This window comes from Paenibacillus sp. G2S3, assembly GCF_030123105.1.
In the GTDB taxonomy this organism is placed as follows: Bacteria; Bacillota; Bacilli; order Paenibacillales; family Paenibacillaceae; genus Paenibacillus_AQ.
Window position 1 is genome coordinate 289186 of record NZ_CP126095.1, and the last position, 14744, is coordinate 303929.

General features: G+C 46.6%; 12 protein-coding genes and 1 pseudogene. 9 read left to right on the plus strand and 4 right to left on the minus strand.

The features are described 5' to 3' along the window. Positions 1 to 58 precede the first annotated feature (58 nt). The 3 genes and pseudogenes from QNH28_RS01340 (at position 59) to clpB (ending at position 4674) form a co-directional block, all read left to right on the plus strand. Positions 59 to 526 carry an Hsp20/alpha crystallin family protein gene (locus QNH28_RS01340; protein WP_076299931.1) on the plus strand — a complete coding sequence of 156 codons (468 nt, stop codon included), beginning with the start codon at positions 59 to 61 and terminating at the stop codon, positions 524 to 526. Positions 527 to 701: 175 nt separating this feature from the next. Then, positions 702 to 1574: pseudogene (locus QNH28_RS01345) on the plus strand (DnaJ C-terminal domain-containing protein); the annotation flags it as partial. Between the two features lie 469 nt (positions 1575 to 2043). Beyond that, positions 2044 to 4674 carry an ATP-dependent chaperone ClpB gene (gene clpB, locus QNH28_RS01350; RefSeq protein ID WP_283909847.1) on the plus strand — a complete coding sequence of 877 codons (2631 nt, stop codon included), beginning with the start codon at positions 2044 to 2046 and terminating at the stop codon, positions 4672 to 4674. Positions 4675 to 4733: 59 nt separating this feature from the next. Here clpB and QNH28_RS01355 read toward each other — a convergent pair whose 3' ends face one another. Continuing rightward, positions 4734 to 6374 (minus strand): glycosyltransferase family 2 protein, encoded by a 1641-nt coding sequence (locus tag QNH28_RS01355; RefSeq protein WP_283909848.1) that lies wholly within the window; start codon positions 6372 to 6374, stop codon positions 4734 to 4736. A 334-nt stretch (positions 6375 to 6708) separates the two neighbouring features. On the opposite strand from QNH28_RS01355, the gene QNH28_RS01360 reads away from it, so the two are divergent. From QNH28_RS01360 to QNH28_RS01385, 6 genes are all read left to right on the plus strand, one after another. Beyond that, on the plus strand, positions 6709 to 8325 hold the full coding sequence (locus QNH28_RS01360; protein ID WP_283909849.1) for an ABC transporter substrate-binding protein: 1617 nt from the start codon (positions 6709 to 6711) through the stop codon (positions 8323 to 8325). Positions 8326 to 8394: 69 nt separating this feature from the next. Next, positions 8395 to 9345, plus strand: a complete 951-nt coding sequence (locus QNH28_RS01365) for an ABC transporter permease (protein WP_283909850.1) — start codon at positions 8395 to 8397, stop codon at positions 9343 to 9345. Between the two features lie 4 nt (positions 9346 to 9349). Beyond that, on the plus strand, positions 9350 to 10195 hold the full coding sequence (locus QNH28_RS01370; RefSeq protein ID WP_283909851.1) for an ABC transporter permease: 846 nt from the start codon (positions 9350 to 9352) through the stop codon (positions 10193 to 10195). Between the two features lie 15 nt (positions 10196 to 10210). Continuing rightward, the gene (locus tag QNH28_RS01375) at positions 10211 to 11230 is read left to right on the plus strand and encodes an ABC transporter ATP-binding protein (protein WP_060626565.1); all 1020 of its coding nucleotides are present in this window, start codon (positions 10211 to 10213) and stop codon (positions 11228 to 11230) included. Then, on the plus strand, positions 11220 to 12140 hold the full coding sequence (locus QNH28_RS01380) for an ABC transporter ATP-binding protein (RefSeq protein ID WP_283912008.1): 921 nt from the start codon (positions 11220 to 11222) through the stop codon (positions 12138 to 12140). The genes QNH28_RS01375 and QNH28_RS01380 overlap by 11 nt, the downstream gene beginning before the upstream one ends. 34 nt (positions 12141 to 12174) lie before the next feature. Then, the gene (locus tag QNH28_RS01385; protein WP_283909852.1) at positions 12175 to 12624 is read left to right on the plus strand and encodes a hypothetical protein; all 450 of its coding nucleotides are present in this window, start codon (positions 12175 to 12177) and stop codon (positions 12622 to 12624) included. Positions 12625 to 12696: 72 nt separating this feature from the next. On the opposite strand, the gene QNH28_RS01390 is transcribed toward QNH28_RS01385, so the two are convergent. Genes QNH28_RS01390 through QNH28_RS01400 form a run of 3 tightly spaced genes read right to left on the minus strand, consistent with a single transcriptional unit; the run spans position 12697 to position 14742 of the window. After that, positions 12697 to 13563, minus strand: coding sequence for a metallophosphoesterase family protein (locus tag QNH28_RS01390; protein ID WP_283909853.1), 867 nt, complete (start codon positions 13561 to 13563; stop codon positions 12697 to 12699). A gap of 52 nt (positions 13564 to 13615) precedes the next feature. Continuing rightward, positions 13616 to 13957, minus strand: a complete 342-nt coding sequence (locus tag QNH28_RS01395; protein ID WP_397361266.1) for a DMT family transporter — start codon at positions 13955 to 13957, stop codon at positions 13616 to 13618. Beyond that, positions 13954 to 14742, minus strand: coding sequence for an HAD family hydrolase (locus QNH28_RS01400; protein ID WP_283909854.1), 789 nt, complete (start codon positions 14740 to 14742; stop codon positions 13954 to 13956). Before QNH28_RS01400 ends, QNH28_RS01395 begins: the two co-directional genes overlap by 4 nt. Between the last annotated feature and the right edge of the window lie 2 nt (positions 14743 to 14744).

The following is a 14744-nucleotide window of genomic DNA, read 5'->3' on the forward strand; positions in this document are numbered from 1 at the left end:
GGACTATAATAAGGTCATAGGTCAAATAAAGTCAAAGTCAATGAGAGGAGAATGGATAATGTTTGATTTGGTTCCTTTTGGTAAACGTAGAGATGATGCTTTTGGTATGCTGGCTAAGTCTTTGAATGATGTTTTTAATGATGATTTTTTTGCACCGATCAAGAGCTCCACGATGTCCTTCAGAACGGATATTCGCGAGAGTGAGCAGGCTTACCTGATTGAAGCTGAACTTCCTGGCTTTAAAAAAGAAGAAATCGACATTGATTACGCCAGCCCTTACTTGACGATTAAAGCGGTGCGGAAGGAAGAGAATGCGGAGGAGAACAAGGATCATCAAATTGTACGTAGAGAACGTCGATATGGTGAATATGTTCGCAGATTCTATGTTCAGGATATTGCAGTGGAAGAGATTCGCGCGTCTTTGAAAGACGGATTACTAAAGCTGGAAGTTCCAAAACAGCAAAAACCGCAAGGGAAACGCATTGAGATTCAAGACGGAGATTCTAGCGCTTCGCAGTCTGAATAAGCATAATTTAGGCGGTAATAGTTTCCGCTCAGCATCTTAGAAATAGGCAGCGAGCTTTTAATATAGTGTTATGAACAAAAGGCGCATTGTAGTGGAGGATTCCGGCTATGGTGCGTCTTTTCTCGGAATCGTACGATGAGTTGTATTTAATAAAGCGTTGAAGGGAGGAATCCGAGTGGCTAACAAAAGCTATTATGATGCTTTGGGCGTGAGCAAAACAGCAACTAAACAGGAAATTAAAAAGGCTTATCAAAAGCTAGCCAAAAAGTGGCATCCCGATGTGAACAAAGCCCCTGAGGCAGAGGTGAAATTCAAAGAAGCGGCTGAAGCCTATGAAGTGCTGGGTAATGAGGAGAAGCGGAAGCTTTACGATGAGGAGCTGCTTTATGGGGCTCAGCGCGGTAGAGCTGGTGGAGGTGCGTCGAGCGGAGCCTCTTCGTGGGATTCGAACTTTGGTGGAAGCTGGGGCGGCGGAACTTATTCTGCAGGAGGTTCTGGCATTTCGGAGGAAGATTTGTTCGGAATGTTTTTTGGGAATCGGGGATCGGCGGATCGCGCCGGCTTTGATTTCTTTTCTAGTAGTGGCAGTGGGCGGTCGAGCGGCAATCCATGGGGTGAGGCGCGTAGTTCGACGCAGGCGCAGCTGGATATTACGTTGGAGCAGGCCTATAAGGGAGCAACTGTAAGAGTTCAGATCGGTGATAAAACTGTGGACGTTCAAGTTCCGCGGGGATCTAGTGAAGGCACGATTTTAAAAATCGCAGGAACCACTCAGAGTGGTATAGCTCCAGGCGGCGATGTACTGCTGGCACTTCATATTCTTCCTCATGATATATACGAGCTTCGAGATGATGATCTATACGGCGTGGTTGAAGTTGCTCCGTGGCAAGCGGTATTGGGTGGAGAGGTGAAGGTTCCATTACCGGGTGGCGGTGCGGTGAAATTGAAGATTCCTGCAGGAATTCAAAGTGGCAAAACACTGCGTATCCCCGGTAAGGGCTTGAAACGTGACAATGGTGCGAACGGTGATATTTTATTTGGAATTGAGATTGTTGTCCCTGAGCCAACTAGTGAAGCGGAGAAGAACCTCTATCGTAAGCTGGCTGATTCCAGCCCTTTCGAAGCGAGACCTAAACGTCAAAGCGCTGGTGCGCAGCGCCCGAAGGCAAAAGTGGGTAATTAATAGGTAGGTAGAGGTAATTTTGTATGTTCGAGATCGACTTTGGCTGGTGAATATGGTGAATGGAATGCTAGTTGTAGAAAAGTAACTTGATTAGAAACTAACTATAGAAGTGACTTGTGCTGAAACGAAGAGTGTCGGGGGAAAAAGAAGGGCAAAAATGTTCTAAAGGTGCTGAATTCGGCTCGATGAGCGAAAAGAGGGGTAAAAATACCCTTGAATGAGCCGAATTCGGCTGATCACTCGAAATGTACGGTATTAATCCCGCTAAATTAACCTATCCCGGCCAAAACAGCCGATCCCATATATCATTCTTGAATAGAAAGGTGAGAGAGCTATGGATTTCAATAAACTTACTCAAAAGCTGCAGGAAGCAGTGGCTGCGGCGCAGTCGCTGGCTTCGGACAGCGGACATCAGGAGATCGATAATCTCCATCTGTTAAAAGCGTTACTTCAGCAGCAAGAAGGCTTGCTGCCAAGATTGCTGCAAAAGATGAATGTCCCCGTAGCTGAGATGCTGCGCAGCACGGATGAACTGCTTCAGCGCAAGCCGAGCATAAGCGGATCAGGAGCAAGCACGGTACGGCGTTATGCCTCGCAGTCGCTGATCCATCTACTGGAGCAGGCGGAGAAGGAAGCGGCGAAAATGCAAGACGAGTTTGTTTCGGTAGAGCATGGCGTGCTGGCCATGGTGTCGGATTCGAGCAGCGATAATCGTGAGCTGCGTGATCTTTTTGTTAGTCGTGGATTAACACGCGAGAAGCTGATGTCTATACTTGCTGAGATTCGTGGACATCAGCGTGTAACGAGTCGGGAGCCGGAGGCTACTTATGAGGTGCTGGAGAAATACGGACGTGATCTTGTAGCAGAGGTTCGCGCGGGCAAGATCGATCCAGTCATCGGACGTGACGCAGAGATACGCCGCGTGATCCGAATTCTGTCCCGTAAAACGAAGAATAACCCTGTGCTGATCGGTGAGCCAGGTGTAGGTAAAACAGCGATTGTGGAAGGCTTGGCCCACCGGATTGTACGCAAAGACGTACCGGAGGGGCTGAAGGATAAGACGATTTTCTCACTGGATATGAGTTCCCTTGTAGCAGGCGCGAAGTTCCGTGGTGAATTTGAAGAACGTCTGCAGGCGGTACTTAGGGAGGTTCGTGAAAGTAACGGCCGAATTATTCTTTTTATCGATGAGCTGCATACGATTGTAGGCGCAGGTAAAACCGAAGGCTCGATGGATGCGGGCAATATGCTGAAGCCGATGCTGGCTCGGGGCGAGCTGCACTGTATCGGTGCTACAACGCTCGATGAATATCGCAAGTATATTGAGAAGGACCCTGCGCTGGAGCGCCGTTTCCAACAGGTACTGGTCAGTGAACCGGATGTAGAGGATACGATCTCGATTTTGCGTGGATTGAAGGAGCGTTTCGAAGTCCATCACGGGGTCAAAATCCATGACAGCGCCCTCGTCGCTGCAGGCGTTCTATCTAACCGCTACATTACGGATCGTTTTTTACCGGATAAAGCGATCGACTTAGTCGATGAAGCTTGTGCCATGATTCGTACGGAGATTGACTCCATGCCGGGTGAGATGGATGAAGTGACTCGTCGTCTAATGCAGATGGAGATTGAAGAAGCAGCGCTCAAAAAAGAAACGGATGACGCCAGCAAACGCCGTCTGGAAATTTTACAACGTGAGCTCGCCGATCTCAAGGAGAAGCAGCTTGGGATGACGGCGCGCTGGGAGAAGGAAAAGTCTGCGATACAAGGCATCCGCGACCTCAAAAAAGGGCTGGAGCAAGCCCGCAAGGATTTGGTCGATGCACAGGAGGAATACGATCTTAATAAATCAGCCGAATTGAGCTATGGCATCATTCCTGATCTAGAGCGGCAATTGAAAGCAGCGGAAGAAGCGGCACAGCAGGATCAGGATACTAGATTATTGCGTGAAGCTGTAACCGAGGAGGAAATCGCAGATATTGTCTCGCGTTGGACGGGCGTGCCAGTTAGCCGACTGGTTGAAGGCGAACGGGATAAGCTGCTGCGTCTGGAAGAAACGCTGCATGAACGAGTTGTGGGTCAAGATGAAGCTGTCAGCTTGGTGGCTGATGCCGTGCTTCGGGCAAGAGCTGGGATCAAAGATCCGAATCGGCCGATCGGTTCCTTCCTGTTCCTCGGTCCGACTGGGGTAGGGAAAACGGAGCTGGCTAAATCGCTCGCGGTCTCTCTCTTTGATCGCGAAGATGGCATGATTCGTATCGATATGTCGGAGTACATGGAGAAGCATAGTGTTTCTCGCTTGGTCGGTGCGCCTCCGGGATATGTTGGATATGAGGAAGGTGGTCAGCTTACAGAAGCTGTACGGCGTCAGCCTTATACAGTAGTGCTGCTCGATGAAGTGGAGAAGGCCCATCCCGATGTATTTAATATTCTACTGCAGCTGCTTGATGATGGACGGCTGACCGATTCGCAGGGCCGGATGGTCGACTTCAAGAACACGATCATTATTATGACCTCAAATATCGGTTCACCACATCTGATTCAAGGCACCGATGAGAAGGGTCAGCTTACGGAGTCTGCCAAGGATAGCGTAATGAAGGAACTAACTGGTCATTTCCGTCCAGAGTTCCTGAACCGGGTTGACGATATTGTGATGTTCAAGCCGTTGACCCTGGGCGAGATCGAGAAAATCGTGGACAAACTGGTGGACGGATTACGTTTACGTCTTGCTGACCGGGAGATTGCTCTTGAGTTAACTGAACCCGCGGTACGTTTTATCGCTAAGGAAGGTTTTGATCCAGTGTATGGGGCGAGACCGCTGAAACGCTTCATCCAGCGAAGTCTGGAGACCCGTGTGGCACGTGCGATCATTGCTGGTGAAGCCGCAGAAGGTACGGTGATTCAAGTAGACGAATCCGGCGGCGGCCTGACGGTGAGCATTATAAAGCCAGATGTTGATACTATGTAAAAATAAAAGGCGTCCACAAAGCCACTAAGGTTTTGTGGACGTCCTTTTTATGATTACCCTCATTCCACCCAAGGGATTAAATGAGGGTGTTCATCCAGAATGGACAGGTATTGCTCCTTCCAGCCGTATTGGCCATCGGGATCAAGGAGCATGTAACGCAAATATTTTTCTAAACGGAATTCTGCCTTCGACCAGCCTAGATGCTTGAGTCGCAAGTTGCTTAGCTGATGGGGAAGCTCGAAGATATTCTCGGGGAATCGCCCACAGTGTTGTGGGGATTCATTCCATACATAGTTGAAGTCTTCTTTATAGCGAAGCAAAAAAGGACGGTAATTCATATGAGAGCGCCAGTAAATATCTTCTCTGTAATGGGTGGCATTCCATAAATCATAGAGACGGAAGCAGAATAGGTCGACCTCATCAGCGTACAGCAAGGGTTCGATATTTGCCGCAAAGCTCGTTTCAAAGATTTCGTCTGCGTCCAGACTCAGAATCCACTCGGGCTTCGTCTTTAGAACCTCTTCCCACTGCTGTTTTCGCAGCTCGATTTCATTACTGAATTTGGATATAGTATTGTGCACGAGATGAACGGGAATGCCTTCAAGCGCCTCCAGGCAGATAGCCGCTGAGTTATCGGTGCTGCCATCATCAATAATGACGGCCTCGTCGATGTATTTGCGATGCTCCTCCAGAACCTGTCTTAGAAAGCGCCCACTTTCATTTTTCACAACCATGGTCAGGGTTAGCTTGGGCCGCTTTCTGGCTGTGGGGACTGTCTCCTTGGAGATCTCGTTGTCTGGATGGTCTGTTGTGGGTGTCGGCATTAATGATGCAGGTACTTCGTCCGTAGATGAGCTGTTCTCAGTATCAGTGGCTTCAGCTTTGGCCTCCGTAGTTTCTTTGATGAAATCTTCAACTTTACTCAAATCACTGTCTCTATACAAGTGTAGCGCAGGATAATGGGTATCGACGAACAACGGGATGCCAAGGGCTGCGGCACGAATGCAGAAATGACGGTCTTCTCCCCAGTATGAAATGTTGCGAATTTGATTATAGCTAACTCCAGCTTTTATCGCATGCTGGCTAATCAATGTACAAGCCCCGAGTCCGCCTACCTCATAGATTCCGGGATTCCGCATCTTAGCTATGAATTCATGAAATCTGCGATTGATCTCCTCTGGTTGCAGTTTTTCACCGGGCAGCAGCTCCCACTGATTGTATTCGTCGTGCATCCATACCTGCGGCTGAAACATGGTCCCTGGCTGCCATTGCGTCCAGAATACCTCTGAAATAATATCCTTGTTCGTACCTATTAGATGTCTGAGGGTATCAGGATGGAGAATGAGATCAGAGTCAATAAGGAATAAATAATCATAGTTCAAGGTCTGGGCTCGGTTGATCATGAGATTCTTAAAATTGGCTACTTTCCAGACTAAATCGGTATTCCAGAAGTGGGTAGTATCATTGCGAATATACGCATCGTGAAAGCCGGAGCTCTGAAGGTAAATATGATCACCCATGCTTTGGAATTCCTGGAGCAGTCGACTTGACTCCTCATCATCATTATCATCAACTAGATGGAAATCCAGCTCAATATCGGCTATATTCAGACGAAGCAGGGAATTCAGAAATTCTTTCAAAACCATAGGCTTCTGGTGGATTGGACTGCCAAACAATACGCGAATCTTGTTTTCCGTCATTGCCGCCTCCTTGGGGAACGCCCCTCTTTCCTTGGATGATCCTTATGTTCTCAATATATTTACAGGAGAGCGGCAATAATCCTTATTTTTCAAAGTTCTGTAAAGTAAATGAGTGTTAGATGTATTAATTCGTAACGATCTGCTGTACAATAACCGAATAATTAGATACAGATGACAACATGAACAGTAAAGGATGAGCGCTATGGATAAATCACCGATCGATTCCCTCAATATTACATTAATGTGAAATGCTATCCATTGTAATTCCTAGTATTCCGATATAGAATATAAAAAACACAAGCAACGCAGAATATAGATTACGGGGGAGAAACTTATGCGTAGAGGATTATCTGGAGTTATTACTTTGATTTTGTTAACATTTTTGATTAGTGCGTGCTCCGGAGGGAACAACGCCACTTCCACAAATACAAATCAAACACCTGCTACTAATGATGGAACGACAGCAAGCACTGAGATAAAAGATGGAGGCAACTTGATTATTGGGGTCGCTGCTGATCCTGTTATTCTAAATCCGAACTACGCGGGTGACCGTGTCAGTCTTACGATTGACCAAGCGCTTTATGCTCCACTGTTCCAAGTAAATGATGGTAAGAAGACCTTTTACTTGGCAGACAGCCTGACCCTTTCAGAAGATAACCTGACTTATACAATGAAGCTGAAAAGCGGACTAACTTGGCATGACGGAGAAAAGCTTACAGCTGATGATGTTGTCTTCACAATCGACAGTATCCTGGATGAGAAGCAAAACAGCATGTTGAGAGCGAACTTATTTATCGGTGATAAACCCGTTAAAGCAGTTAAAGTGGATGATCTGACCGTAGAGTTCAAGCTTCCGCAGGTCAGCCCAGCTTTTGAAGCTACACTAGTGCAAATATTTCCGATTCCAAAGCATATTTTTGAGAATGAGACGGATCTAGAGAAAAGCACAAAGAATGCTAATCCGGTTGGATCTGGACCATTTAAATTTAAAGAATATAAAGCGGGCGAATATGTTACATTAGAAAGATTTGATAACTACTTCGGCGGCAAGCCACATCTTGATTCCGTAACGTACCGGATTGCTAAAGATACGAATGCTGCGAATCTCGCACTTCAGAGTGGTGAGATCAACATTAAATATCTAGATCCACAGGATGTTGGAACGATTGAAGCTTCGAATAATTTCGAAATCCTTCCTTATAGTGAAGGCCGATTGTCCTACTTGTTGTTCAATGCAAACAGCGATAGAGGTGCACTTGCTAAAAAAGAAGTTCGTCAAGCCGTGTCTCTAGCACTAAGTCGTGATGAAATCATTCAGGCTGCTTATTCCTCTAGCGAGTATGCTGACCCGGCGAAGTCATTCTTGACTCCGGATGCATTGTTCTATACTAATGACGTACCTTCTTTCGATAATGATGTAGAAAAAGCAAAAGAGCTTCTGCAATCGGCAGGGGTTAGCGATCTGAAATTGAGATTGATTGTATCGAGCGGTAATAAAGCTCAGGAAGCCATTTCACTATACGTGCAGCAAAAGCTAAAGGCCATTGGCGCTGAAGTTGAACTGCAAAATATGGATGCCTCGGCATATGGTCAGAAGTTCAGTGATATGAATTCAACAGATTTTGAACTTGCGATTGCAGGTTATATTATGGGTTACGATCCTGATGCTTACAGAATTTTGTATACGTCTACTGCTGACTCTAACTACTCGCATTATAATAATGCTGAAGTCGATAAGCTGTTCAATGAAGGTGCAGGAGAAGCAGATGTGACTAAACGTGGTGAGATCTATAAGAAGATCCAAGAAATCATTGCAGACGATGCACCGATTTATCCAATCGCTAATACTAAGACTATTGTAGCTGTCTCTAAGAACTACGGCGGTCTTGAGGAAGCAGTCTTGAAGCCTGTCGTTATTTTTGAAGATTTATCGAAAATCTACCTTAAATAAAAACGGGAAAAAGTAAGCTGGGTTATCCAGCTTACTTTTTTACCGATACAGAACTGGGAGAATAAACGTATGAGACAACTTATCGTCCGAAGATTACTGCAAACCCTGCCGATGTTGTTTTTTGTTTCGGTTGTGTGCTTTGCGATGATTAAGCTGGCTCCGGGGGATCCGGTATTATCCTTCGTTACGCCGAATATGCACGCAGATGATATTGAGCGCATCCGGCATAACCTTGGGCTGGATAAGCCAGCCTACATTCAATATTTAATCTGGATTAAAGAAATATTGCAGGGGAACTTCGGTTATTCCCTAGTGAATCATCAGCCAGTATTGGATCAAATTCTAGAACGCTTGCCTGCAACGGCAGGTTTGATGGGTTCTGCGATCGGTCTTGCCGTTTTGCTGGCGATTCCACTCGGTCTTATTGCTGGAGCAAACCGGAACCGCTGGGTAGATAAGCTGATTAATTTCTTATCCTATGTCGGAATATCCGTGCCTTTGTTTTGGCTTGCCATCTTACTGATGTATTTATTCGCGATTAAGCTGCATCTGCTCCCCATTATGGGGATGCGAACGATTGGGGTAGAATCGGCGCTTGATGTATTCAAGCACGGTATACTGCCATGCACCGTACTTGCTTTTGGATTCCTCGCTGGTTATGTGCGATATATTCGCTCTAGTACCATTGGACAGCTAAAAGAAGAGTATGTGCAGATTCAATATGCTTTTGGATCTAACAAGACAACGATTCTGTTCCGTCATGTAATGAAGCATGTCTTGCTTCCGGTAATTACATTGCTCGGGATGTCTATGGGTGATCTGGTGGCAGGTGCAATTGTAACAGAAACAGTATTTTCATGGCCAGGTATTGGCTCTTTGGGGATGACTGCAGTTAAAGGGATGGATTACCCCGTGATTATGGGAATTACTCTATTCTCCTCTTTAATGCTGATCATCGGTAATCTGGTCGCGGATATTCTATATAGCTTCGTGGACCCACGAATTAAATTAACGAGGTGACCTCATGAATCGCAGTAAATGGAAAAGTGTTGGAGATGAGCTATTTACGAATAAATTAGGCGCCCTTGCCCTCATTACTTTAATCATCTTCACACTAGGCTCTATATTTGCTTTTTTATCTGGACATGATCCGAATGCGATGGATGTTCTGGCACGTCTGAAATCGCCGGGTGCCGATCACTGGTTCGGGACGGATGACTATGGCCGGGATTATTTTGCCCGCGCATTGTATGGTGGCCGGGTGTCCCTGCTAGTTGGCTTTGCTTCAATGATCATTGCTACAGGCATAGGTGTGACGGTGGGTGTAATCAGTGGATTCTTTGGCGGATGGGTTGATAATCTTCTCATGCGGATGCTTGATGTAGTGCTGTCCATTCCTTCTTTCTTAGTTCTGCTGCTGCTTAGCGTATTTCTGAAGCCGAGTGTTGGGAATATCATCATTATTATTGCCCTATTAATGTGGATGAATATCGCCCGTGTCATTCGGGCAGAGACGATGACGATTAAGGAACGCGAATATGTACTCTATGCAAAAGCCTCCGGACAGAGCAATTTCGGAATTATTTGGCGTCATATTCTTCCGGGGCTAGTGCCTGTTGTCATTGTAGGTGCGACGAATAATATCGCTTCGGCGATAATGATGGAGTCGTCCCTAAGTTTCCTTGGGTTCGGGGTACAGCCTCCGAATGCGACTTGGGGCAGTATGCTTAACAATGCGCAGGGATATATCGCTCAAGCGCCATATCTGGCTTTATTCCCTGGATTATTGATACTATTAACGGTACTGAGCTTTAATGTTTTGGGTGATATTTTGCGGGTAGGCTTTGAACCGAAGCTGATCCGAAGATAGGAGTGTGAAGACATCATGACGGAACGGCTATTGTCTGTCGAGGATTTGAAGGTTTCGTTCCATACAAGGGACGGAGAGAATCAAGCGGTTCGCGGCGTTAGCTTTCATATAGATGCTGGTGAGACGGTAGGAATCGTCGGAGAATCTGGTAGTGGGAAAAGTGTGACTGCCAAGGCGATTATGTCGTTAATTACACCTCCGGGTAAAATTATCGGTGGAAATATTAATTTCCGTGGTGAGAATTTATCGAACCTTTCGGAAAAAGAGTGGAGAAAGCTGCGCGGTAACCGCATAGCAATGGTGTTTCAGGACCCTATGACCTCTCTTAATCCTGTAAAAAAAATCGGCCAGCAGCTTACGGAAGTCATCCGTCGGCATCGGGGTTTAAATAAGCAAGAAGCGCTTAAAGAGGCAGCGAGCATCCTGCGTCAGGTTGGTATTAATAATCCTGAACAACGGCTGCAGCAATACCCGCATGAATTCAGCGGCGGGATGCGTCAGCGAGTCATGATCGCTATGGCACTTTCTTGTAAGCCAGAGCTATTGATTGCGGATGAGCCGACAACTGCGCTCGATGTAACGATACAGGCACAAATTCTGGATCTTTTTAAAGAGTTAAAAAATAATACCAGTACAGCTGTAGCGCTCATTACCCATGACTTGGGTGTGGTCGCACAGGTATGTACACGGGTTATCGTAATGTATGGTGGACTTGTGATGGAGGAAGGCACGGTGGAGGATATCTTTTATCGCCCACAGCATCCTTACACGAAAGGTCTGCTTCGCTCGATTCCGAAGCGTGATGGAAAGTCGCGTGAACGTCTTATTCCTATTGAAGGCACACCTCCAGATTTGCTGAATCCTCCTTCAGGCTGTCCATTTATGGAACGTTGCCCTAATGCTTTTGCTCGCTGCAGCGAACGTCCTCCGGTCATCGAATTATCGCCTGGTCATCGTTCGATGTGCTGGCTAGCAGACGGTGTGCAGGAGACTCCAGCCGTAGCTGGTGTTGAAGGGAGCGGTTCTGTTGAGTAATAATAAGATTCTAGTGGATGTAAATAACCTGAAGAAACATTTCTCCAAAGGCAAGGATATATGGGGACGCGATACATCGGTGCTTAAGGCGGTTGATGGCGTAAGCTTTCAGATTCGTCAGGGGGAGACCTTTGGGTTGGTTGGAGAGTCGGGGAGTGGCAAGTCCACGGTTGGACGCTGCTTGCTGCGATTATATGACTATACAGACGGTGAAGTATCCTTTGACGGGCAGCCGCTGAGCAAGCTTGGAGAGAAGCAGCTTAAGCCTTTTCGCAGACGGATTCAATCGATCTTTCAAGATCCATATTCCTCGCTGAATCCAAGTCTGAATGTTCTTGATTTGATTAGCGAGCCCATGAAAATCCACGGGATCCACGAAGGTGACGAACGTGTAGAAGCTGTTGCGGCACTGCTGGAGAAGGTGGGTTTAAAAAGAGAGCATCTTTATCGCTTTCCCCATGAATTCAGCGGTGGGCAACGCCAGCGGATTTCGATCGCTCGAGCGTTATCTGTGAAGCCTGAATTTGTAGTATGCGATGAACCGATCTCAGCGCTGGATGTATCTGTTCAGGCTCAGGTAGTGAATATGCTGGAGGATTTGCAGTCTGAATTCGGGTTGACCTACCTTTTTGTTGCGCATGATCTGTCGATGGTACGGCATATTTCGGACCGGATTGGCGTGATGTATGGCGGTCGTCTCGTAGAAGTAGCTGAAAGTGATGAACTGTACGAGAATCCTATTCATCCTTATACGAAGGCGTTGTTATCTTCCATTTTGGAGACGGACCCTAAGCGTGCTAATCAGAGAATTATTTTAGACGGATATTCGCAAGAGTACGGCAGAGCTGAGACTTCTACACTACAGGAAGTAAGCCCGGGCCATTATGTTGCTTATGATTTCACGGAATAAGTAGAATCTATATACAGGTATGGGAGGAATCGGGATGTCAGAGAATTTGAACCGAGTGAAGTTATCCCAGTGGGATGCTTTACTGGTAGAATCACTCCGCGCTTTGGGCTGGTCCAATGAGGATATTCTTCGTAAAGTGGCGGAGGGCGATTTGCCCGTTGATGAGAGTGAATACGAATTTGATTATAAGCAGTTGGCCACTTTGCAAGCGGAGCAGCCAGAACTGTTCGAGCAAGCGGTGAAGACAGGCTATCAGATCAAGTACAACACGATTCGTGGCATTCGTAGCTGGATATGGGTTGCTCTTGGTAAAGAGGGAGAACTGGAGCTTGAAGAGGGTAAAGAAGCGGTAGAGGTGGCTTTGACTGTGGCTGAGAAGCAACGTCTGGCAGCTGTATTATCTTTTGGTTGGCAGATCGAAAGCGAGACGAAGTCAGCAGATGGTGATACTTCAGTCTACCGGATTGCCCCGATTGGACGCTAAGCTGATTAACTACAAAAAAACGATTGTTGCGAGGGAGGACTCCCTGTGCACAATCGTTTTTTTAGTGAAAATTCAATATACGTTTACTGCTGTATAAGCAACCTCATATTGTGCAGCTTCAATCCAGGTTCCTGTCTTAAAGTCTCTGCCCCGGACAAGAACTTTATCTCTATACACTTCCACATAGAAGCCTTGGCTGCCTGTCTTATGCTTATCTTCATTTGTCCAAAGGTAGGCGACAGAAGCAGCATTAAACATCGTGGCGATCTCTCCATGGCCAGGGTACATAGTGTTGTCTACCTCTAGCTCCCAATGGGTGTGTCCAGTGAATAACAAGGTCTGGGGGTATCTCGCAAGAATCTCTTTTAATTCCTTATCTTGAGTAACACCATACCAATCTTGTGATTCCAGCGATCCAGCTACTGTATCTTTAAGCGGTTGGTGCAGGAATAGAAAGATCGGTTGATCCGGTGAAGCTTGCTCCCCAAGCTTATGCTCCAGCCAATCAAGCTGCTTAGAGGAAAGATGACAGAATTTAGGCAATCCTTTTTCTGTACCTAGAAAAATAAAATGATAGCCATTAATCCAGTGATCATGATAGGGTCCAGACATTCCAGTCTGTGACGTATACATCCCTAAGCGAGACTTCCAAATCCCGAGGCCTACATCATGATTACCTAAAGTGAAAGTAATATCGGGTAAGTCAGCCTTATGTTGATTAATGATACGAAGCATTTCTTTATATTCAGCAGAAAACCCGTGGTTTGTGACATCACCGATATGCATAATCCCGCTGCTGCCTTCTCCATGTGCGGCTATATCACGGAGCGCCAGCTCAAAGTTAAGATTGTATTCATGATTTCGGTCAGCGGTAACATGCGTATCCGTGATGATCTGAAAGGTAATAACAGGCTTCTCTTCAGGTGTGTTCGCACTCATGTTTAGGCATCCCCCTTCATCGTATGAATCTATGAAACACTCTTGCTGTTCACTAGTGCGTCTTCCCGCTAATGTTCAGTCCTATGATCCCGGTTATGATAACGGCTATCCATAGTAGGGAGGACAGGGTTAGCTTTTCTTCGAAAAATAGGGCTCCTATGAAAGAAATGAGGATGATTCCCGCCCCTGACCATATCGCATAAGCAACGCCTACCTTAATAGAGGTGAGGGCATAATTCAGGGAGGTGAAGCTGGCTCCATAGAACAGGAACATGAGCACGGAAGGCCAGAGCTGAGTGAACCCCTGAGATATTTTCATCGAGATGGTCCCTGAGAGTTCGAACACAATAGCTAGCGTCAGAAACATCCATGCCCATATTCCTTCTATTTTCACAGGGAAGTAACCTCAATGCTGAGCTCAGCATAAGATCGCACAATGAGATCTGCATCCGGGAGAATATGAGACGAAGCAATACTGTCTTCATTTTCAGTGATTCCTATAGCTACCTGTACGCCCGCTGCTTTAGCCATTCGCATATCCCCATTAGTATCGCCGATAACTGCTGTGTGCGCGGGGTCTACAGCCAATCTTTCGCAGGCAAGCTGCACCATGTCGGGAAAAGGTTTACCCTGATCCACAAGGTCTGTTCCAATTACCTCGGAGAAATAATGCCGTATGCCGAGCCATTGGAGATGTTTCTCTGCGGCATCTGTTTCATCTGCGGTCACCACAGCGAGAGGGATGCCTGCACGCATACACTCATCAAGAAAACGATGAACACCTGGAAGTGAGTGAACGGGGCGTTTCTCTTCCAACATAACATCCGCTTCCAGACGACACTGATGGACAAGCTCCATAGACTCAGCCCAAGATAAACCTTGCAGATAAGCCTGCCATGACAGGATGGCATAAAGATCACTCATAGTCCCCATAGCGAGCGGTCCGTTGCGATCATAATCGGTAATGCTTCCTTGGGCATTGTGTATAGTTCCCATTAATGTAGGGAGCTGTTCTTCTGGAATCTGTAGTCCTCTTTGCTTCATATCCTTCGTGAATCGCTCTAAAAAACATTCGCCCCAGCTGCCCCAGAGGGATACGAACTGGAGCAGCGTACCATCCTTGTCGAATAGAATAGCTGCTACAGCGTATCTGCCTTGTGGCGTGATGAGCTCAGACATGA

Bases quoted from the DNA above. Each gene is read 5' to 3' on its own strand.
- QNH28_RS01340 (WP_076299931.1), top strand. From the start codon at position 59: ATGTTTGATTTGGTTCCTTTTGGTAAACGTAGAGATGATGCTTTTGGT.
- clpB (WP_283909847.1), top strand. From the start codon at position 2,044: ATGGATTTCAATAAACTTACTCAAAAGCTGCAGGAAGCAGTGGCTGCG.
- QNH28_RS01355 (WP_283909848.1), bottom strand. From the start codon at position 6,374: ATGACGGAAAACAAGATTCGCGTATTGTTTGGCAGTCCAATCCACCAG.
- QNH28_RS01360 (WP_283909849.1), top strand. From the start codon at position 6,709: ATGCGTAGAGGATTATCTGGAGTTATTACTTTGATTTTGTTAACATTT.
- QNH28_RS01365 (WP_283909850.1), top strand. From the start codon at position 8,395: ATGAGACAACTTATCGTCCGAAGATTACTGCAAACCCTGCCGATGTTG.
- QNH28_RS01370 (WP_283909851.1), top strand. From the start codon at position 9,350: ATGAATCGCAGTAAATGGAAAAGTGTTGGAGATGAGCTATTTACGAAT.
- QNH28_RS01375 (WP_060626565.1), top strand. From the start codon at position 10,211: ATGACGGAACGGCTATTGTCTGTCGAGGATTTGAAGGTTTCGTTCCAT.
- QNH28_RS01385 (WP_283909852.1), top strand. From the start codon at position 12,175: ATGTCAGAGAATTTGAACCGAGTGAAGTTATCCCAGTGGGATGCTTTA.
- QNH28_RS01390 (WP_283909853.1), bottom strand. From the start codon at position 13,563: ATGAGTGCGAACACACCTGAAGAGAAGCCTGTTATTACCTTTCAGATC.
- QNH28_RS01400 (WP_283909854.1), bottom strand. From the start codon at position 14,742: ATGTCTGAGCTCATCACGCCACAAGGCAGATACGCTGTAGCAGCTATT.